We start from the raw sequence: 19171 nt of genomic DNA, 5'->3' as shown, positions 1-19171 counted from the left end.
CCCCGTAGCATCGGTGTCGTGACCCGGTTCCTCATCGGGCGGGTGCTCCTGCTCGTCGTCGGCCTGCTCGTGGCGAGCGTCATCATCTTCGCCACGCTCCGCGTGCTGCCCGGTGACGTCGCCCAGGTCGTCGCCGGCACGCAGTCGACCCCCACGCAGGTCGAGCAGCTCCGGCAGCAGCTCGGACTCGACCGGCCCGTCGTGGTGCAGTACCTCGACTGGATCGGTGGGGTGTTCCGCGGTGACCTCGGCCGCTCCCTCGTGACGAACGGCGCCGTCGCACCGGAGATCGCGCAGAAGCTCGCGATCACCCTGCCGCTCGCCGCGATGTCGCTGGCGACCGCGCTGGTGATCGGCGTTCCGCTCGGCGTCGTCGCCGCGATCCTCCGCCGCCGTCCGGGTGGCGCGGTCATCGGGTTCGCGGCGCAGGCGGTCGCCGCCGTGCCCGTCGTGTGGGCCGGCATGCTCCTGGTCGCCCTGTTCGCGGTGACGCTGCACTGGTTGCCGACGCAGGGCTTCCCGCTGGACGGCTGGTCGGAACCCGGGCGGGCGTTCGCGTCGCTCGTGCTGCCCGCGCTGACGATCGGTGCCGTCGAAGGGGCCGTCATCCTCCGGTTCACCCGGTCCGCCACGCTCTCCGTCCTCGACGCCGACCACCTGCGCACCGCCGCCGCCGTCGGGCTCACCCGGACGCAGGCGCTGCTCCGCCACGGCCTGCCGAGCGTCGCCCTCACCGTCCTCGCCGTGCTCGGGGTGCAGATCGCCGGGCTCCTCGTCGGCGCGGTCGTCGTCGAGCAGCTCTTCTCGCTGCCCGGGGTCGGCCGGATGCTCGTCACCGACGTCGGCCGCCGTGACATCACGAAGGTGCAGTCCGAACTGCTCGTGCTCACCGGACTCGTGCTGCTCGTCGGGTTCGCCGTCGACGTCGTGCACCGCACCCTCGACCCCCGCCAGCGCGAGGTGCAGGGATGATCCGCCGCCTGCTGTCCCGCCCGACCGGGGTCTTCGCCGTCGTCGTGCTCGGCCTGCTCGTCGTGCTCGCCGCCGTGTCGCTCGTGTGGACGCCGCAGAACCCGTTCCGCGCCGACCCGTTCCACCAGTGGGAGGGTCCGAGTGCCGCGCACTGGTTCGGCACCGACGCCGCCGGCCGCGACATCGCGAGCTACCTGCTCGCCGGCACCCGCACCACCGTGCTCGTCGCCGTCGGCTCCGGCGTGATCGCGAGCATCGTCGGCGTCGTCCTGACGGCCGTCGGCTCGCTCACCGCCCGCTGGGTGCGCGAGGGGACGGCGGTCCTGCTCGACATCCTCGTGGCGTTCCCGACCCTGCTCACGGCGATGCTCCTGACCGCGGTGTTCGGCGGGTCACTCGGCGTGGTGATCGTGAGCGTCGGGCTGTCCTTCGGCGTGACGATCGCCCGTGTGGCCCGCGGTGAGATCCGGCGGATCGCCCGGAGCGACTACGTCACGGCTGCCCGGGCCTCCGGCGTCGGCGGCGCGGGCGTCCTGTTCCGGCACCTGGTGCCGAACGCGGCACCGCTGTTCACCGTGCAGCTGTCCCTCGCGATGGCCACGGCCGTGCTCGCCGAGGCCGGGCTGTCCTACCTGGGCTACGGCGCCGGGTCGGACACGGCGTCCTGGGGCAGCCTGCTGTCCGACCTGCAGACCTACATCGGGGTGCACCCGTGGAGTGCGACCTGGCCGGGCGCGGCGATCGCGCTCGTCGTCGCCGCGCTGTCGCTGCTCGGCGATGCGGTGCGCGACGCCTCGGACCCGCGACTCACGACGAGCGACCGGACCGATCCCGGCACGACCACTCCGGGGGTGACCGCATGACCGACGCGACCACCGCAGCCTCCGGGCTCGAGGTGCGCGGATTGTCGGTCCGCATCACGGGGCGGACGATCCTGGACGACGTCAGCTTCACCGTGCCTCCCGGAGCGCGCGTGGGCGTGATCGGCGCGAGCGGATCCGGCAAGTCCATGACCTCGCTCGCCCTGATGGGGTTGGAGCCCGCCGGTGCCGTCGTCACCGGCAGCATCCGCCTGGACGGGACCGAACTCGTCGGCCTGCCCGACCGCGAACGCGCGCGACACCGCGGATCGGGCATCGCGATGGTGTTCCAGGAGCCGGGCACCGCGCTCGACCCGCTGCGCCGCGTCGGCGCGCAGATCACGGAGCCGCTCCGGCTGCACCGCGGACTCGATCGGCGCGCCGCCCGCGTGGCAGCCGTCGACCTGGCCGCATCCGTCGGCCTGCCCGACCCGGAGTCGCTGCTGCGGCAGTACCCGCACCAGCTGTCCGGCGGGCAGCGGCAGCGGATCTGCATCGCCATGGCGATGGCGGGCGAACCGTCGTACCTGGTGGCCGACGAACCGACCACGGCGCTCGACGTCACCACCGAAGCCCGCATCCTCGACCTGTTCGAGCACCTGTCGGCGGGCATGGTGTTCGTCACCCACGACCTCGCCGTGCTCGCGCGGATCGCCGACACGGTGGTCGTGCTCGACGCCGGCCGGGTGGTCGAGCAGGGCCGCGTCGCGGACCTGCTCGCCGCACCGCAGCACCCCGCCACGGTCGCGCTCGTCGACGCCGCCCGCGCCACCGCCAGGAGGACCGCCCCGTGACCCTCCCCGTCCTCGAGGCCACCGGTCTCCACCGCACCTACCGGCTCCCCCGCCGCGGGCCGTTCGAGCCCGGCCCGGTCCGCACCGCCGTCGACGGCGTCGACCTGACGGTGGCCCCCGGCGCACGGCTCGGCATCGTCGGCGAGTCGGGTTCCGGCAAGTCCACCCTGGTGCGGCTGCTCGCCGGCCTGGAGGCGCCTTCCGCCGGCACCGTCGCCGCCTCGGGTCGTCCGGTGGTCGCGTCCCGGTCCGCGCGTGCGTTGCGCTGGTTCCGTCGCGAGACCGGGGTGGTGTTCCAGGACCCGTACGCGTCGCTCGACCCGAGGATGCGCGTCGGGTCGATCGTCGCGGAGCCGCTGCGGGCGCTGCGCATCGACGGCCGGCACGAGGACCTCGTGCGTGCCGTCCTGGAGCGCGTCGACCTCCCCGCCGACACGGTCGACCGGTACCCGCACGAGTTCTCCGGCGGGCAGCGGCAACGGATCGCGATCGCCCGGGCCGTGGTGCACTCGCCGCGGGTCCTGTTCGGTGACGAGCCGATGAGCGCCCTCGACGTGGTGGTCCGGGCCAGGGTGATCGAGCTGTTCCGGTCGCTCGCCGACGACCTCGGGCTGACGCTCGTGCTGGTGTCGCACGACATCGGCGTGGTGCAGCGGCTGTGCGACACGGTCGCGGTGATGTCCGACGGCAAGATCGTCGAGCACGGGCCGGTGTCGCTCCTGGACGCGCCGCAGCACCCGGTGACGCAGGCGTTGGTGGCCGCGGCGCCGACGCTGCCGTAGGGCGGGGCGGGGCACGGCGTGGCGGGCGGGGCGCGGGTGCAGACGTGGAACGACACCGTCGACGTCGTACGACACCGACTTCGTCGTCCGTGTGCGCGTGCAACCGTTGCGGACGCGCTGGTGCGACAGGGTCGATGTCGTACGACGACGACACCGTCGCACCTGACCACCGCGCCCGACGCGCCCGGCGGCCTGAGCCAGCGGTGAACGCCGGTCGGGTACACGGGAACGATGAGCGACGACCTCGACCAGACCGACGCACCGTTCCTCGACGCGCTCCGGGACTACCACGCCCGTGACCGCTACGGCTTCTCACCGCCCGGACACCGGCAGGGCCGCGGCGTCGACGCCGACACCCTCGCGGTGCTCGGCAAGGACCCGTTCCGCGCCGACGTGCTGGCGAGCGGCGGGCTCGACGACCGGAAGTCCTCGAACGGGTACCTGGCCACCGCCGAGGCCCTGATGGCCGAGGCCGTCGGAGCCGACACGGTGTTCTTCTCGACGTGCGGCAGCTCCCTGTCGGTGAAGGCCGCGATGCTCGCCGTGGCCGGGGTGGAGGGCGGGATCCTGGTCAGCCGCGACGCCCACAAGTCCGTCACCGCCGGGCTGGTCTTCTCGGGGCTGCAGCCGTACTGGGTGGAGCCGAGACTCGACCGTGACCAGGGCATCTCGCACCCGCCGTCGCCAGCGGACTACGCGAAGGTCTGGGACGAGCACCCGGACGCCGCGGCCGCGCTGGTGGTCAGCCCGACGCCGTACGGCACCTGCGCGGACATCGCGGGCATCGCCGCGGTCTGCCACGACCGCGGCAAGCCCCTGATCGTGGACGAGGCCTGGGGCGCCCACCTGCCGTTCTCGGAGCAGCTGCCGACGTGGGCGATGGACGCGGGAGCCGACGTCTGCGTGACGAGCGTGCACAAGATGGGCCTGGGGTTCGAGCAAGGGTCGGTGCTGCACCTCCGCGGCGACCTCGTCGACCACGACCACCTGTGGGCCTGCGCCGACATGCTCATGACGACGAGCCCGAACGTGCTCGTCTACGCGGGCATGGACGGCTGGCGTCGGCACATGATGCGTGACGGTGCCGGGCTCATCGCGCAGACGATCGGGCTCGCCGAGCGGACGCGGGACGGCATCGATGCGATCGACGGCATCCACGTCCTGCACGACGAACTGCTCGGGGCCGAGGCGTCGCACCAGCTCGACCCGATGCGGATGCTCCTCGACGTGGAACCGCTCGGCATCACCGGGTACCAGGCGCACGACTGGGTCCGCGAGCACCACCGGCTCGACCTCGGGCTCTCCGACCACCGGCACCTCGGCATCGACGTCTCCCTCGCGGACGACGACTTCACGACGAGCCGCCTGCTCGACGCACTGCGCTCGCTCGCCGCGGCAGCACCGGACCTCCCGCAGACGCCGCCCGTCCGGATCCCGGACCCGTCCGGCCTGCTGCTCGAGTCGGTGATGACGCCCCGCGAGGCGTTCTTCGGCGAGGTCGAACTCGTCCCGGCCGAGGACGCAGCGGGACGGATCGCGGCCGAGCAGGTCACGCCGTACCCGCCCGGGATCCCGGCCTTCGTGCCCGGGGAGCGCCTCACCGCCGAGATGATCGACTACCTGCGCAGCGGCCTCGAGGCGGGGATGGTGATGCCCGACCCGACCGACGGCAGCCTCGACACGATCCGGGTGGTGCGCGAGACCAGCTGACCCGCACGGGCCGGCGTCAGCGGATCCCCTGGCGCTGCAGCCAGAGCTCCAGGACCGCGAGCAACCAGAGCGTCGTCCCACCGACCCGCGTCCGGTACCGCCGCGGGTCCTGGAGCAGCGCCGCGGCGGCCTCGGGTCGGACCAGACCGCGTGCCCGCGCCTCCGGTCCGAGGAGCGCGTCGCGCGCGACCGCGAACACCTCACCGTCCAGGTTCCGGACCGCAGGCACCGGGAAGTACCCCTTCGGGCGGTCCACCACGCCGGCCGGCAGGAGTCGGCGACCGATCGCCTTCAGCACCCCCTTGCCACCGTCGGCCGCCTTCAGCTCCGGAGGGCACGCAGCGGCCAGCTCGACGAGGTCCTGGTCGAGGAAGGGGACCCGCGCCTCCAGGCCCGAAGCCATGGTCATGCTGTCCACGCGCTTCACGGGGTCGTCGACCATGAGCACGTGCGTGTCGAACCGGAGCACCGCGTCCAGCGCGGTCTCCGCGCCCGCCGCTCCCAACCGGTCCTGCAGGAGCACGTGGCTGACGTCGGTCGCGGGCAGCACACCCGGCTCCAGCAGGGCGTGCGCGGTGGCGCTCGGGTCGACGAACGCGCGGGTGAACGCGGCGAGCGCCCCCGGTCGGGTCGCGCCGACGGCAGGCCGGTGGTACTCGTACCCGGCGAAGACCTCGTCGGCGCCCTGCCCGGACTGCACGACCTTCCGCGACTCGGACACGCGCTGTGCGAGCAGGTGGAACGCTGCGACGTCCTGGGTCGCCATCGGCTCGGTCATCGCGTCCACCGAGTCGAGGAGGGCTGCGGGCAGGGTCGAGGCGGGCACGTGGATGCGGGTGTGGGCGGTGGCGAAGTGGTCGGCGACGGCGTCGGAGTACGCGAACTCGTCGCCGGACTCACCGCCGGCCGCGTCGAACCCGATGCTGTAGGTCCCGGTGGTGCCGGCGCCCTCCTCGGCGAGCAGCGCGACCAGCAGGCTCGAGTCGAGTCCTCCGGACAGCAGGACCCCGACGGGGACGTCCGCGACGAGGCGGCGACGGACGGCGACGCGGAGGGCCTCCTCGACGGCGTCCTCCCAGTCGCGGGCGGTCCAGCCGGCGTGCTCGGGATGACGTTCGTAGTCGGGTGACCAGTACGTGCGGTCCGTCGTGCGGGTCCGGCCGGTCGTGCCGTCGCGCTCGATCGTCCGCACGGTCGCGGCCGGCAGCTTCTGCACCCCGCGCAGCAGGGTGCGTGGTGCGGGGACGATCGAGTGCCAGCTGAGGTAGTGGTGCAGTGCGATCGGGTCGAGCGCGGTGTCGACGCCCCCGGCCGCGAGGAGCGCTGGCAGCGTCGAGGCGATCCGGACGCCGCCGTCGACCTGGGCGAGGTACAGCGGTTTGATGCCGAGCCGATCCCGTGCCACGACGACCCGGTCGCGGGCACGGTCGACGAGCACGACGGCGAACATGCCGACCAGGTGGTCGACGAACGCGTCGCCCCACTTCGCGTAGGCGGCGAGCAGCACCTCGCTGTCGCCGGTGGTGCGGAACGGGTAGTCGGCCGCCAGGTCGCGGCGGAGTTCCTCGTGGTTGTAGATGCAGCCGTTGAACACCATGGTGACGTCCTGCACGGCCGACGTCATGGGCTGCGCGGCGCGGTCGGACAGGTCGATGACGCTGAGCCGCCGGTGGCCGAGGACGGCCCAGCCGCCGTCCCACACCCGGCCGCCGTCCGGCCCGCGGTCCTCCATGCACGCCGCCATCCTGCGGACGGCGTCGATGTCCGCCCGTCCCCCGTCGAACCGCACGTCCGCGGCCAGTCCACACATCCGGTGCCTCCCGTTCCGTCTCGACGGAACTCGGACCCGCCCTGGCGCTGGTCCAGTCCACGCGGTGGTCGCGCAGAGCGGACGGCGACGGCGGACGGGAGGCACGGTGCGGGCCCGCCCCGGGGCTCGCGTCAGGCGGTCCAGGCGGCCGGGTGCCGCCGCTGCCAGCGGACCCGGCGCTCGAGCTGCGCGCCGATCGCGAGCAGGACGCGCTCGCCGCCGGGCCGTCCGATGAGCTGCACGCCCATCGGGAGTCCGCCGCCGTCGGGGTGGTCGTCCTCGGTGACCCCGACGGGCAGGGTGATCGCGGGGAGCCCGGACACGTTCGCCATCGAGGTCCACGGCGAGTAGGCGCACTGGCGGCGGAAGTCCTCGTCCGGGTCGTCGCCGTACCAGCCGAGCGGCCGCGGCGTCAGCGCGAGCGTCGGGGTGAGCACGGCGTCGAACCGGTCGAACGCGCCGATGAGCGTCGTCGAGAAGGTGTCGAGGGTCGTCATCGCGTCGAGGACCCGGGTGCCGGTCAGCGCCTGTCCGCGCGCCACGAGCCACGCCACGAGCGGGGTCAGCGACGACAGGTCGATGCCGGGCACCTGCGGCAGGCGGGCCGCCGAGCTCTCCCACGCCACCCGGAAGGCGTCGGCGTACGGCACCCGGGGCATCCGGACGTCCTCGACGCCGTGCCCGACCTCGCCGAGCACCCGCACGGCGGTCTCGACGACGGCCCGGGCTGCGGGGTCGACGACCACGTCGACGGTGTCGTCCCAGGGTGAGCCGTCGAGCAGCCCGACGACGAACCGTCCCTCGCCACGGACGGCGGCCGCGGTGAACGGCCCCTCGCCGACGTCGGGGGTGACGAGGGCGTACGGCGACGGTTCCGGTAGGCCGGTCGGCGCCACGAGCGCGTCGAGGAGCATGCCCGCGTCGGCGACGGAACGCGTGAGCGGCCCGGCGACGGACAGTCCGCCGACACCGGAGCGGCCAGGCATCGACGGCACGCGCCCGCGGCTCGGCTTCAGGCCGACGAGTCCGGTCGCCGCGGCGGGGATGCGCACCGATCCGCCGCCGTCCGAACCGACCGCGGCCGGCAACAGTCCGGCGGCCACGGCGACGGCCGCGCCGCTCGACGACCCGCCGGGCGCACGCGTGGTGTCGTAGGGGTTCCGCGTCACACCGAACCGGGTCTCGGACGACGAGGACATGCCGAACTCCGGCGATGCCGTCTTGCCGAGGCTGACGGTGCCGGCCGCGTCGAGCGCGGCGACGAGCGGGTGGTCGGCCGACGCCGGCCGCTCGGGCAGGCTCGCGGTACCGCTCCGCGTGGGGACCCCGGCGCGGTCGTACAGGTCCTTGTCGGCGGACGGGAGGCCCCACAACGGTCTCGACGTCGGCACCAGGTGGCCGAGGCGATCGGCTCGGGCCCGGGCCGCGTCCGCGGTGACCGTCACGAAGGCGCCGAGTCCGGCGTCCAGGCGTTCCACGCGGGCCAGGTAGTGCTCGGTGACCTCGAGGGCGGTCGCCTCGCCCCGGCGGATCCAGTCCCAGAGTTCCTGCGCGGAGAGGTGGTGGAGTTCGAACACGGTTCCGAGCCTAGGCGGCGGTGGCCCGTATCCTTCGACGGTGGACACCACCCTGCCCTCCGGCACGACGAAGCGCCGGATCGAACTCCGGCTCGTGAAGCCCCTGTTCGCCTGGTTCGCCCGACCGACCGTCACCGTCGACGGGGTGGGGCACCCGGCGCAATGGGGCACCGGCACGTGGGCGGTGCCGGACGACGGCGACACCGTGATCGGGGTGTACCTGTACAACCGCGTCTGGCGGTTCGGGGCGGCATCGGTGCCGGTCGACGGCGCGAGGGCGCTGGAGTACCGGGGCGGGCTGCTGCCGGTCGGTGCGGGTCGGTTGGTGCCCCGGGGCTGAGGGTCGGGTCGGGCTGGGCAGGGTCTGCTCGGGCGGCTACTCGAACATCTCGGCGAGGAGCGCGTGCGGGTCGCCGTCGACCACGTGCGACGATCGTCGCTCCGGCCAGTGCGTCGTCGCGTCGTCCGGCCAGCAGGGCACGACGTGGAGGTGCAGGTGCAGCACGCTCTGGCCGGCGTCCGCGCCCGATGCCTGCAGGACGACGGTCCCGGTCGCGCCGAGTGCCCCCTTCATCGCACGGGCGACACGCTGCGCCAGGGCCGTGGTGGCGGCGAGCGCCGTGGGGCCGGCGCTGAGCAGGTCGGCGGTGTGCTCGACCGGCACGACCAGGGTGTGACCGGGAGCGAGCGCTGGACCGGCGAGCGGTGCGAAGGCCACCGCGTGCTCCTCGCGTTCGACCCACACGGCGGGTTCCTCACCGGCGATCACGGCACAGAAGACGCAGGAGTCCATCGGCCCAGTCTGCTGCACGTGGGGTGCCCGCTCCGCGTGGGACGATGGGCGCATGACCGCCACGCTCGTCGCCAAGGGCCTGTCCGGCGGGTACGCCGCTCGCACGCTGTTCGACTCCCTCGACCTGACGGTGGCCCCCGGCGACGTGATCGGCGTCGTCGGTGTGAACGGTGCCGGCAAGTCCACGCTGCTCCGGCTGCTCGCCGGGGTCGACGAGCCGCTGGCCGGCACGGTGTCCCTGGCGCCGACGGACGCGTTCGTCGGGTGGCTCCCCCAGGAGCACGAGCGCATCGCGGGCGAGACCGTCGCGGACTACATCGGGCGGCGGACCGGCTGCGCCGAGGCCACGGTGACGATGGACGCAGCGGCCGCGGCGCTCGGGGACCCCGATGCCGGCGACGCAGCGGCCGACCGGTACTCGGCGGCGCTCGACCGCTGGCTCGCCGCAGGGGCCGCCGACCTGGACGACCGGATCCCGGCGGTGCTCGCCGACCTCGGCCTGGAGCCCGGCACCGGCGACTCCGGTGCGGACGGCGTCGGCCCGGACTCCCTCATGACGGCGCTGTCCGGTGGGCAGGTCGCCCGCGTCGGGCTCGCCGCGCTGCTGCTCTCGCGGTTCGACATCGTCCTGCTCGACGAGCCGACCAACGACCTCGACCTGGACGGCCTCGACCGGCTCGAGGCGTTCGTGCGCGGGCTGCGCGGCGGGGTGGTGCTCGTCAGCCACGACCGGGAGTTCCTGGCGCGCTCGGTGACCTCGGTGCTCGAGCTCGACCTGGCGCAGTCGTCGAACCGGCTGTTCGGCGGCGGGTACGACTCGTTCCTCGAGGAGCGCGAGATCGCCCGGCAGCACAAGCGTGACGCGTACGACGAGTTCGCGTCCACCAAGGCCGACCTGGTCTCGCGGGCACGGACCCAGCGGGAGTGGTCGAGCCAGGGCGTCCGGAACGCCATGAAGAAGAGCCCGGACAACGACAAGATCCGCCGCCGTGCCGCATCGGAGTCGAGCGAGAAGCAGGCGCAGAAGGTCCGGCAGATGGAGTCCCGCATCGCCCGGCTCGACGAGGTCGAGGAGCCGCGCAAGGAGTGGCAGCTCGAGTTCACGATCGGCAGTGCACCCCGGTCGTCGGCGGTCGTCGCGACCCTGTCCGACGCCACGTTCACGCAGGGCGACTTCACCCTCGGCCCGGTGTCGCTGCAGGTCGACGGCGGTGACCGGATCGGGATCACCGGTCCGAACGGCGCCGGTAAGTCCACCCTGCTCCGGGCGCTGCTCGGCAAGCAGGCGCCGACGACGGGCACCGCGTCGCTGGGGTCGAGCGTCGCGGTCGGCGAGGTCGACCAGGCCCGTGCGGCGTTCACCGGCGACCAGCCCCTCGCCGCCGCGTTCGAGGCGATCGTCCCCGAGTACACGACCGCCGACGTCCGGACGCTGCTCGCGAAGTTCGGGCTGAAGGCGGACCACGTCGGCCGGCCGGCCTCGGCGCTCTCCCCCGGCGAGCGCACCCGGGCCGGACTCGCGCTGCTGCAGGCCCGCGGGGTGAACGTGCTCGTCCTCGACGAACCGACGAACCACCTCGACCTGACGGCGATCGAACAGCTCGAGCAGGCGCTGGAGTCCTACGACGGAACCCTGCTGCTCGTCACACACGACCGGCGCATGCTGGAGACCGTCCGACTCGACCGGCAGTGGCTGGTCGAGGGCGGCCGCGTCACCGAACGCTGACGGACCGACCGACCGAGGGGGAACGCACCATGCGACGGAACACCTGGATCGCGACGACGGCGGGCGTGCTGGTGATCGCCGTCGCCGCCGTGGTCGTGGGGGTGACGGTCGGGTCGCCGGGGCCCGAGCCGACCCGTGCTGCGCGCGCGACGACGACGCCCACCCCGAGCCCCACGCCGGAGCCGACCCGGACCCCGACCCTCGCGGCCGTCCCCGCCGCACCGTCCGACGCCGCCCTGGCCGCACTGCCGTTGGCGTTCCACGACGCCGTCGTGCCGCAGCTGCTCGACGGCGGGGACGTGGAGCCCGAGGACACCTGGCAGATCGCGACCCCGCGCACGCCCCTCGTCGCCCTGTACGCGAGTCCGTCGAGCCGCGCCCGGCCGGTGGCGACCCTGTCCCACCTGGTGTCGACGATCAACCGGCCCGCTGCGACGGCGATCTGGGGCCGTTCCCCCGGCAAGGACGGCGGGATGCTCCTGGTGTCGACGCCGTCCCGCAACCGCACCCCCGGCGACGGCGGTGACCCGGACGCCCCGAGCGCGACGTTCGCGTGGGCCCGGGCCGCCGACTTCACCATCGTGCGCACCGACCGGATGATCACGGTCGACGTCGCCGCCAGCACGGTGTCCGTCGTCACGAGGAAGGGCGCGGTGACCGCGACGGAGGTCGCACGGCTCGGCACCCCCGAGGACCCGACGCCCACCGACACCGCCACCTACGTCGAAGCCGCGTACGTCGACACCCGCGTGGCGTACACGCAGGGCAACCCGATCATCCTGACCGGGGCGCACTCGTCCCGCATCCCGTCGTACGGCGGCAACGCGGCCCTGACCGCGTTGCACTACTACCCGGACCCGACGGGCAGTTCGCACGGCTGCGTGCGGATCTCGGCGGAGATGACGAAGACGCTCGCGGCGCTGCCCGTCGGCACCCCGATCCGGTTCACCTGAGCGACCGGTCGGCGGGCACCGGGGCCGGAACCTGCCGGGTCAGTGGAAGGGGCAGCGGCCCCGGACCTTCCCTCCAGACGCCGGCTTGGTGGGCAGCCGTCGGCGGTCGACCTGCAGCCCGTCGTCGAGGATCGTCACGCGCGGGTCGCTCAGCACCGACACCGCGGCCGCGAGGGCCGCGATCGCGACCTTCTCGCCGGGGCACCGGTGACCCGTCGCGACCTCGGCGCCGCCGTGCGGGACGAACGTCGTGATCGCCTCGAAGTCGTCCACGCCGAGGAACCGCGACGGGTCGAACGCGCCAGCGCGGTCCCAGGAACGCTCGTCGGTGTCGGTGCCGGTGATGTCGAGCACCACCCGTCCGCCGGCGGGCAACCGTTCGCCGTCGAGCTCGACGTCGGTGGTGGCCCAGGCGGGCAGCATCGGCACGAACGGCGCGGTCCGGCGGATCTCCTGCGCGAAGGCGACGGCGAGCGGGCCGTCGACGCGCGGACCATCGACGTGCTGGCCGTCGACGCGCGGCCCGTCATCGATGTCGGCGGCCGCCGCGCTCTCGGCAGCGATCCGTGCCCGCCACTCCGGCCGGTCGTGCAGCTCCTTCGCCGCGAACGCCACGAACCGGGCCACCGCGATCGCCGGTCGGATGCTGTTCTGCAGTTCGATGCCCGCCAGGCGCGCGGGCAGCAGCGCACCGGAGGGGTCACGGTGCCACGCCCACTCGTACAGCGCGGTGTGCGGCTCGGGTGTCAGCCGGCCGCCGCGGACGGCCTCGACGAGTCGCCGGGCGTGCCGGTCCGACCAGTGCCGGTTCAGCACGGCCTGCAGGTACTCCGTCGAGTACGGCACGCCGAACCCGTCGACGATCTGGGCGAGCCTCGCCGCCCAGCGCGTCTTCGCCGCCGGGGTCCCCGGCAGGCCGGCCCACCGCATGACCGCACGGCCGATCGCGCCGACGGCCGCGTCGTACGCCGACCGGGTGCCGCCAGCGATCCAGGAGTCCCGTTCGGCGGCCCACTCCGCCGTCAGCAGTGGCGCGAGCCGCCGCACCTGCTCGTCCTCGTAGGCGACGTCGACGAAGGTGGCCTTGCGGTGGTGGTGCTCCGGGCCGTCGAGACTGTGCACGGAGCCGACGCCGAACAGGGTCCGCTGCACGATGGCCGGCATCGCCCCGTGCCGCGCGGTCCGGTCGCCGTCGTAGAACAGCCCGACGCCCTCGGCGCCGCGCACGAGCAGCGCCGGACGTCCGAGCAGTCGGAAGCCCACGGCACGCGCCCCCGGCCGGGTCCGGCGCCACAGGTGGGCACCGAACCCGTAGCCGCGGGTCAGGAGCGAGAGGGAGTCGTCGAGTGCCATGCGGCCATGCTGCCGAGCGCTGCCCGATCAGGCTCTCGGGATCGTGACCAGTCCGAGCCGTTCGACGACCTCGGCGCTCTCGGCTTCGGGGGTGCGGTCGGCGGCGATCGTCACGTGGGCCTCGTCGGGCTGCGGCGGCTCGAGCGTGGCGAGCTGCGACTGGAGCAACGACGTCGGCATGAAGTGCCCGGAACGCTGCGACATCCGCTGCTCGATGAGCGCCCCGTCGCCGGCCACGTGCACGAACACCACGCCCGGGGCGCGCAGCACGTCGCGGTACGAGCGCTTGAGCGCCGAGCAGGTGACCACGCCGTTCGTCCCGGCGTCCAGGTGCCCCCGGATCCACGCGGCGACGACGTCGAGCCAGGGCCAGCGGTCCTCGTCGGTGAGCGGGGTGCCGGCGTGCATCTTGTCGACGTTCGCCGGCGGGTGCATCGCGTCGCCCTCGGCGAACTCCCACCCGACCTGCTCGGCGACCATGGCGGCGACGGTCGACTTGCCCGACCCGGACACCCCCATCACGACCAGGACACGAGCATCCAGCCCGGCAGCACCGGCACCCCCGGCACCAGCAGCACCAGCGGCAGCAGCGGCAGCAGCGGCAGCACCGTCGTCCACTGCGCCACTCATCGGATGAACACCCCGGCCAGCAGGACCCCGAGCAGGCCGAACACCGAGATGAGGCACTCGAGCACCGTCCACGTCTTGAACGTCTGCCCCACCGTGGTGCCGAGGTACCCCTTCACCAGCCAGAACCCGGCGTCGTTGACGTGCGACAGGAACACCGAGCCGGCACCGATCGCGAGCACGAGCAGCGACGTCATCGGCGACGACAGGTCGGCGGCGATGGGCGCCATGATGCCGGCGGCGGTCACGGTGGCGACCGTGGCCGATCCGGTCGCCACGCGCACCAGGGCCGAGACGACCCAGGCGACGAGCAGCACCGAGATGCCGGAGTCCTTGACGGCGTCGGCGATCACGCCGCCGATGCCCGTGTCGATGAGGACCTGCTTGAACCCACCGCCGGCGCCCACGATGAGCAGGACCCCGGCGATCGGGGGCAGCGCACTCTCGAGGGACTTGGCGACGGCCGAGCGGTCCATGCCGCCACCGATCGCGAAGAAGACCATCGCGTAGACCGCCGCGATGCCGATGGCGATCATCGGCGATCCGAGGAAGTCGAGCAGGCTCACCCACGAGCCCGACGCGTCGGGCGCCGTCGCCTCACGGATCGCCTGGGCGAGCATGAGCACCACCGGCAGCAGGATGCCGACGAGGGCGATGGTGAACGAGGGGCTCCGCGGCTCGCTGATGACGCGCGTGAAGTCGCTCTTGCCGTTGGGCAGGGATGCGGTGTCCTGCGTGGCGGGGCCGCGCCGGGCCTCCCGACCGGGGTGCGCCGGGTCGTCGGCGAAGGCGGCGGACCCGGAACCCGACCCCGAGGCGGGGCCGGCGGTGGCGACCGCGCCACGCGACCCGAACATGTCGGGGACGGGGATGTCGACCCAGCGGGCCGCGAACCGGGCGAAGAGCGGCCCGGCCAGGACGATCACCGGGATCGCCAGCACGATGCCGAAGGCGAGCGTGGTGCCGAGGTTCGCACCGACGGTGGAGATCGCGACGAGCGGGCCGGGGTGGGGCGGGACGAACGCGTGCATCGTCGACAGGCCGACCAGGGCGGGGACGGCGATCTTCATGATCGGCACCTCGCTCCGCTTGGCGACCAGCACGATGATCGGGATGAGCAGGACGAGCCCGACCTCGAAGAACATCGGCAGCCCGATGAGCGCCCCGATCAGGGCCATCGTCCACGGCAGGGCCGCCTTCGACGACCTCCGCACCAGGGTGTCCACCACGCGGTCCGCCGCGCCGGAGTCGACGAGCATCTTGCCGAACATCGCCCCGAGCCCGACCAGGATGCCGACGCTCGTCATGGTCGCGCCGAAGCCGTCGCCGAAGCTCGTGACCGCCTCGTCGGGCGCCAGGCCCGCGCCGATGCCGACGCCGAGCGCGCCGATCGTGAGCGCGATGAAGGGGTGCACCTTGAGCCATGTGATGAGCGCGATGATCAGCACGATGCCGACGAGCGCCGCGATGATCAGCTGCGGGATCGAACCGGACGGGTCGACCCTCTCGGTGGTGCCACCGCCGGCGGCGAGCACCGCACCGACCGGGTCGGCGAGCACGTGGTCTGGGAGAGCGTGAGGCATCAGCGCCCCTTCCTGGAGTCGCTGCTGCGCGGCTCCGTCGCCTTCGTGTCGAGGGTGGACTGGCGCGACGAACGCCGACCCTCAATAATCTGATTAATCAGACTATACGACGTCATCCCGCGCGCCAACCGCCCGTCCACGGAGTCTGCCGCTTCGATGGGACCGGCGTCACGCCCGTCGCGTGACCTGTACTGCATGGAGGAACGATGCCCATCGCGCGCGGACTGCACGCCCACGTGCTCGACACCCTGGGCCAGCGGATCGTCGACGGCGCCCTCCCCACAGGCGCCGTCGTCCGGCCCGAGCTGGTGGCCGACGAGTTCGGCGTTTCCCGGTCGGTGGTGCGCGAGGCACTCCGGGTCCTCCAGTCACTCGGCCTGGTCGAACCCCGGCAGCGGGTCGGCACGCTCGTCCGCGACATCACGGCGTGGGAGCTGCTCGCCCCGACCGTCATCCGGTGGCGCGGCACCTCGCCGGCGTACTTCGTGCAGCAGCGCGAGCTCGTCGAACTCCGGCTCGGGGTCGAACCGGTGGCGGCGTCGCTGACCGCCGGTTCCGACGGTGCGGACGCCGTGCTCGCCGCCGCCCGGGACATGCTCGACGCCTGCGGACGCGAGGACAGCCGCGCCTACCTGGAGGCCGACGTCCGCTTCCACCGGGCACTGCTCACCGGGTCGGGGAACGCCGTGTTCACGCACTTCGCCGGCACCGTCGAGGCGCTCCTGCGCACCAGGACGTCGGAGTCGCGCGACCCCATCACACGCTGGACGCGCGAGGCAGCGCTCCGGCACGAGGCCGTCGGGCGCGCAGCGGTCGACGGTGACGCGGACGCCGCGGCGGCGGCGGCCACCGCGCTGCTCCGCGTGACGCGCGACGAGTTCATCACCGAGGCCCCGGCAGGCTGACGCGACCGCCAGACGGCCTGGAGGCTCGTGCCGGGGCCCGCCACGGGCCTCCCGTCCGCCCTGCAGCCACGTCTCGAGCGTGACCGACGCCCGTCAGGTGTGTCGCGTCGGTGCCGGTGCCGGTGCCGGTGCCGTCAGCGTCGGCGGGCGAACAGCCGCGGCCCGCGCAGGCGGAGCCGCATCGTGACGGTGCCGAGCCAGCGGTCGTACTTGTAGCCGACCTTGCCCATCCGGCCGACCTCCTCGAAGCCGAGCCGCTCGTGCAGCCGGATCGACGCCTCGGCCTGCCGGTCCGCGATGACCGCGACGACCTCGCGCACGCCGGCCGACCGGCACTCGTCGAGCAGCGCCTCCATCAGGGCACGGCCGAGTCCCTTGCCACCCGAGGCCGCACCGAGGTAGATCGAGTCCTCGACCACGTGGTTCGAACGGTCCCTGGGGTTCCACGCGTCGACCAGGGCGTACCCGAGGATCTGCCCGGCGGGGTTCTCCGCCACCAGGAACGGCAGCCGGCGCTTCCGGATGTCGTCGTAGCGCTTCTTCCACGCGGCGTAGGTGAACGCCGCCGGGTCGAAGGTCACCGACGAGTTGCGGACGTAGTGCGTGTGGATCTCGCGCACGTGGGGCAGGTCCCCCACCTCGGCCGCACGGATCCGGTACTCGAAGGCCGTCTCGGTCGCCGCCGGGGCACGCAGGTGTCGCGGCAGGACCCGCCGTCGCTGGTATTCCTCCTCGAGCACGTGCCGAGCCTACTGAGCGGGCAGCGTCCAGTCGACGGGCGGTGCGCCCTGCGACTCGAGCAGGGCGTTCACCTGCGAGAACGGGCGGCTGCCGAAGAACCCGCGCGACGCGCTGAGCGGGCTCGGGTGCGCCGACGCGACGACGGGGGTGTCACCGAGGAGCGGTCGGACCGACCCGGCCTGGGCACCCCACAGCACGGCGACGAGCGGGGTGCCGCGGGCGACGAGCGCGCGGACGGCCTGGTCGGTCACCGCCTCCCACCCCTTGCCGCGGTGGCTGCCGGCCTCGCCCGCCTGCACGGTGAGCACCCGGTTGAGCAGCAGGACGCCCTGGTCGGACCAGGCCCGCAGATCGCCGTGCGGCGGGGGCGCCACGCCGAGGTCGTCGGCGAGCTCGCGGTAGATGTTCGCCAGGCTCCGCGGCACCGGGCGGACGGCGGGGTCAACCGCGAACGACAGGCCGATCGGGTGGCCGGGCGTCGGGTACGGGTCCTGCCCGACGACCAGCACCTTGACGGCGTCGAACGGGCTCGTGAACGCGCGCAGCACGTCGCCGCCGGCGGGCAGGTAGTGGCGGCCCGCAGCGCTCTCGTCACGCAGCCACGCGCCGATCCGGTGCACGTCGGGCTCGACCGGTGCGAGGGCCTCAGCCCAGCCGGGGTCGACCAGGTCGGCGAGCGGCCGTGGTTCCACGTCGGCTACGCGCCCATGGTGGCGACGGCCACCGACTCCTCGCCGGCCATCACGCGCCAGACGCTGCCGGTCCCCCGGACCTCGAGCGCGCCCTCGCCGACGACGAGCGTGGTGTCCTCGTCGATCGCGAGCCCGGCGGTGACGAACTCGGCCTCGGCGCTGGCGATGAGCCGCGCGAGCGTGCCGGCCTGCACCGCGTGCACGTCGATGGTCAGGTCGACCAGGCCGAGGCCCTCGCGGAGCTCGACCTCGTCCAGCCCCTCGGACGCCGCTTCGGGGCAGATCTCGACGCCGCCGATGCGCCAGCCGCCCACGAGGGCACGGTCGGCGGCGATCATCGCACCGGCCGAGTAACCGAGGTAGGGCAGACCATCGGAGACGAGCAGGCGGAGCTGGTCGACGAGCGGGGCGATCGCCGCCAGGTAGTCGGGGGTGACGCCGCCACCGACCACCAGGGCGTCGACGTCGCTCAGGACGGTGGTGTCGAAGACCTGACCGGCCGCGACCTCGGTGACGAGCACCTCGGCCGTGCGCGGGCCGCCGAGGACCTCGGCGATGTCGGCGGTCGACGACGGACTGCCGCCGTCCGGGCCCGCCACGGAGAGCAGGGCGATGCGCGGGACGCTCCGGCCGACCGCTGCGGAACGGGCGGTGGCCTCGGCGAGGAACGGCGCTGCGGCGTCCGAGGCGGCGAACAGACCGCCGCCGACCAGGTGGATGCTCACGACTCGGCCGTCACGGGAGCGAGGGCGCTCCACGGGAACGTGATCCAGCCGTCGACCCGACGCCACACGTGGTCGGGCTCGAGGACGGTTCCGGGCTTCGAGTACAGGCAGGCGCTCCGGACGTCGGCACCGGCGTTCCGGATGATGTCGACCACCAGGCGCAGGGTGCGGCCGGAGTCGGACACGTCGTCGACGACGAGGACACGCTTGCCGGCGAGGCTCAGGGCGTCGAGGGCGGGGGCGAGCACGACCGGCTCCTCCAGCCGCTGCTCGACGTCGGTGTAGAACTCGACGTTGATCGAGCCGCACTCCTTGGTGCCGAGGGCGTACGCGACGGCGCCGGCGATGATCAGTCCGCCGCGGGCGACGGCGACGACGACCTCGGGCTCGAAGCCGCTGGACAGGACGTCCTTGGCGAGCAGGCGTGCGGCGTCACCGAACTCCAGCCAGCCGAGCACCTCGGGCCCGCTCGTCACGGTCACGGTCGACGGAGCCGCGGGCTCGGGTTCGCTGCTGATCGGCATCCGACCACGGTACCGGCAGGGAGCCCGCGCCCGCGACCCGCGAC

Annotated in this window: 19 protein-coding genes; 9 read left to right on the top strand and 10 right to left on the bottom strand. The window is 73.6% G+C overall.

Annotation, left to right across the window (positions count from 1 at the left end; genetic code table 11):
• Positions 1-18: 18 nt before the first annotated feature.
• From KK087_RS10065 to KK087_RS17655, 5 genes are all read left to right on the top strand, one after another.
• Entirely contained in the window at positions 19-972 is a 954-nt protein-coding gene (locus tag KK087_RS10065; RefSeq protein ID WP_214565009.1) for an ABC transporter permease, read from the top strand.
• Positions 969-1835, top strand: coding sequence for an ABC transporter permease (locus KK087_RS10060; RefSeq protein ID WP_214545578.1), 867 nt, complete (start codon positions 969-971; stop codon positions 1833-1835). Before KK087_RS10065 ends, KK087_RS10060 begins: the two co-directional genes overlap by 4 nt.
• On the top strand, positions 1832-2626 hold the full coding sequence (locus KK087_RS10055) for an ABC transporter ATP-binding protein (RefSeq protein ID WP_214565008.1): 795 nt from the start codon (positions 1832-1834) through the stop codon (positions 2624-2626). The genes KK087_RS10060 and KK087_RS10055 overlap by 4 nt, the downstream gene beginning before the upstream one ends.
• A complete protein-coding gene (locus KK087_RS10050; RefSeq protein WP_214528550.1) occupies positions 2623-3408 on the top strand; it encodes an ABC transporter ATP-binding protein in 786 nt (261 codons plus the stop codon). Before KK087_RS10055 ends, KK087_RS10050 begins: the two co-directional genes overlap by 4 nt.
• Before the next feature lie 231 nt (positions 3409-3639).
• Entirely contained in the window at positions 3640-5118 is a 1479-nt protein-coding gene (locus KK087_RS17655) for an aminotransferase class I/II-fold pyridoxal phosphate-dependent enzyme (RefSeq protein WP_214565007.1), read from the top strand.
• Positions 5119-5134: 16 nt separating this feature from the next.
• Here the strand turns inward: KK087_RS17655 and KK087_RS10040 are convergent, their stop codons facing one another.
• Together KK087_RS10040 and KK087_RS10035 are read right to left on the bottom strand one after the other, a co-directional pair.
• Positions 5135-6928, bottom strand: coding sequence for an N-acetylglutaminylglutamine amidotransferase (locus KK087_RS10040; protein WP_214565006.1), 1794 nt, complete (start codon positions 6926-6928; stop codon positions 5135-5137).
• 131 nt (positions 6929-7059) lie between these two features.
• Entirely contained in the window at positions 7060-8505 is a 1446-nt protein-coding gene (locus KK087_RS10035; protein ID WP_214565005.1) for an amidase, read from the bottom strand.
• 40 nt (positions 8506-8545) lie between these two features.
• On the opposite strand from KK087_RS10035, the gene KK087_RS10030 reads away from it, so the two are divergent.
• Entirely contained in the window at positions 8546-8845 is a 300-nt protein-coding gene (locus KK087_RS10030; protein ID WP_307860033.1) for a hypothetical protein, read from the top strand.
• Positions 8846-8881: 36 nt separating this feature from the next.
• Here KK087_RS10030 and KK087_RS10025 read toward each other — a convergent pair whose 3' ends face one another.
• Positions 8882-9298 carry an HIT domain-containing protein gene (locus KK087_RS10025; RefSeq protein ID WP_214565004.1) on the bottom strand — a complete coding sequence of 139 codons (417 nt, stop codon included), beginning with the start codon at positions 9296-9298 and terminating at the stop codon, positions 8882-8884.
• 52 nt (positions 9299-9350) lie between these two features.
• Here KK087_RS10025 and KK087_RS10020 point away from each other — a divergent pair, with 52 nt between their 5' ends.
• Positions 9351-11024 (top strand): ABC-F family ATP-binding cassette domain-containing protein, encoded by a 1674-nt coding sequence (locus KK087_RS10020; protein ID WP_214528556.1) that lies wholly within the window; start codon positions 9351-9353, stop codon positions 11022-11024.
• A 29-nt stretch (positions 11025-11053) separates the two neighbouring features.
• Positions 11054-11977 carry a L,D-transpeptidase gene (locus tag KK087_RS10015; RefSeq protein ID WP_214565003.1) on the top strand — a complete coding sequence of 308 codons (924 nt, stop codon included), beginning with the start codon at positions 11054-11056 and terminating at the stop codon, positions 11975-11977.
• Positions 11978-12016: 39 nt separating this feature from the next.
• On the opposite strand, the gene KK087_RS10010 is transcribed toward KK087_RS10015, so the two are convergent.
• From KK087_RS10010 to KK087_RS10000, 3 genes are read right to left on the bottom strand one after another with little or no spacing between them, the layout of a single operon-like run.
• Entirely contained in the window at positions 12017-13330 is a 1314-nt protein-coding gene (locus KK087_RS10010; protein WP_214565002.1) for a cytochrome P450, read from the bottom strand.
• Positions 13331-13357: 27 nt separating this feature from the next.
• Entirely contained in the window at positions 13358-13960 is a 603-nt protein-coding gene (locus tag KK087_RS10005) for a gluconokinase (RefSeq protein WP_214565001.1), read from the bottom strand.
• Complete coding sequence (locus KK087_RS10000; RefSeq protein WP_214565000.1) at positions 13957-15540, bottom strand: GntP family permease; 1584 nt, start codon at positions 15538-15540, stop codon at positions 13957-13959. Before KK087_RS10000 ends, KK087_RS10005 begins: the two co-directional genes overlap by 4 nt.
• A gap of 206 nt (positions 15541-15746) precedes the next feature.
• On the opposite strand from KK087_RS10000, the gene KK087_RS09995 reads away from it, so the two are divergent.
• A complete protein-coding gene (locus KK087_RS09995) occupies positions 15747-16445 on the top strand; it encodes a FadR/GntR family transcriptional regulator (protein WP_214564999.1) in 699 nt (232 codons plus the stop codon).
• A 134-nt stretch (positions 16446-16579) separates the two neighbouring features.
• Here KK087_RS09995 and KK087_RS09990 read toward each other — a convergent pair whose 3' ends face one another.
• Genes KK087_RS09990 through KK087_RS09975 form a run of 4 tightly spaced genes read right to left on the bottom strand, consistent with a single transcriptional unit; the run spans position 16580 to position 19127 of the window.
• On the bottom strand, positions 16580-17185 hold the full coding sequence (locus KK087_RS09990) for a GNAT family N-acetyltransferase (protein ID WP_027465815.1): 606 nt from the start codon (positions 17183-17185) through the stop codon (positions 16580-16582).
• A 9-nt stretch (positions 17186-17194) separates the two neighbouring features.
• On the bottom strand, positions 17195-17878 hold the full coding sequence (locus tag KK087_RS09985; protein ID WP_214564998.1) for a uracil-DNA glycosylase: 684 nt from the start codon (positions 17876-17878) through the stop codon (positions 17195-17197).
• 5 nt (positions 17879-17883) lie between these two features.
• Positions 17884-18603: a Type 1 glutamine amidotransferase-like domain-containing protein gene (locus KK087_RS09980; RefSeq protein WP_111056349.1), complete on the bottom strand. Its 720-nt coding sequence runs from the start codon at positions 18601-18603 to the stop codon at positions 17884-17886.
• Positions 18600-19127, bottom strand: coding sequence for a phosphoribosyltransferase (locus KK087_RS09975; protein WP_214564997.1), 528 nt, complete (start codon positions 19125-19127; stop codon positions 18600-18602). Before KK087_RS09975 ends, KK087_RS09980 begins: the two co-directional genes overlap by 4 nt.
• Between the last annotated feature and the right edge of the window lie 44 nt (positions 19128-19171).

The sequence above is a fragment of the Curtobacterium aurantiacum genome (assembly GCF_018598555.1).
Classification (GTDB): Bacteria; Actinomycetota; Actinomycetes; order Actinomycetales; family Microbacteriaceae; genus Curtobacterium; species Curtobacterium aurantiacum.
Note: the sequence above shows the minus strand (reverse complement) of the source record. Positions and strands in the feature narration are given on the sequence as shown.

Excerpts from the sequence above, each read along its gene's own strand:
- KK087_RS10025 (WP_214565004.1), bottom strand. The coding sequence starts at position 9,298 with ATGGACTCCTGCGTCTTCTGTGCCGTGATCGCCGGTGAGGAACCCGCC.
- KK087_RS10010 (WP_214565002.1), bottom strand. The coding sequence starts at position 13,330 with ATGGCACTCGACGACTCCCTCTCGCTCCTGACCCGCGGCTACGGGTTC.
- KK087_RS10020 (WP_214528556.1), top strand. The coding sequence starts at position 9,351 with ATGACCGCCACGCTCGTCGCCAAGGGCCTGTCCGGCGGGTACGCCGCT.
- KK087_RS09975 (WP_214564997.1), bottom strand. The coding sequence starts at position 19,127 with ATGCCGATCAGCAGCGAACCCGAGCCCGCGGCTCCGTCGACCGTGACC.
- KK087_RS10000 (WP_214565000.1), bottom strand. The coding sequence starts at position 15,540 with ATGCCTCACGCTCTCCCAGACCACGTGCTCGCCGACCCGGTCGGTGCG.
- KK087_RS17655 (WP_214565007.1), top strand. The coding sequence starts at position 3,640 with ATGAGCGACGACCTCGACCAGACCGACGCACCGTTCCTCGACGCGCTC.
- KK087_RS10055 (WP_214565008.1), top strand. The coding sequence starts at position 1,832 with ATGACCGACGCGACCACCGCAGCCTCCGGGCTCGAGGTGCGCGGATTG.
- KK087_RS09995 (WP_214564999.1), top strand. The coding sequence starts at position 15,747 with ATGCCCATCGCGCGCGGACTGCACGCCCACGTGCTCGACACCCTGGGC.
- KK087_RS10060 (WP_214545578.1), top strand. The coding sequence starts at position 969 with ATGATCCGCCGCCTGCTGTCCCGCCCGACCGGGGTCTTCGCCGTCGTC.
- KK087_RS10015 (WP_214565003.1), top strand. The coding sequence starts at position 11,054 with ATGCGACGGAACACCTGGATCGCGACGACGGCGGGCGTGCTGGTGATC.
- KK087_RS10005 (WP_214565001.1), bottom strand. The coding sequence starts at position 13,960 with ATGAGTGGCGCAGTGGACGACGGTGCTGCCGCTGCTGCCGCTGCTGCC.
- KK087_RS10040 (WP_214565006.1), bottom strand. The coding sequence starts at position 6,928 with ATGTGTGGACTGGCCGCGGACGTGCGGTTCGACGGGGGACGGGCGGAC.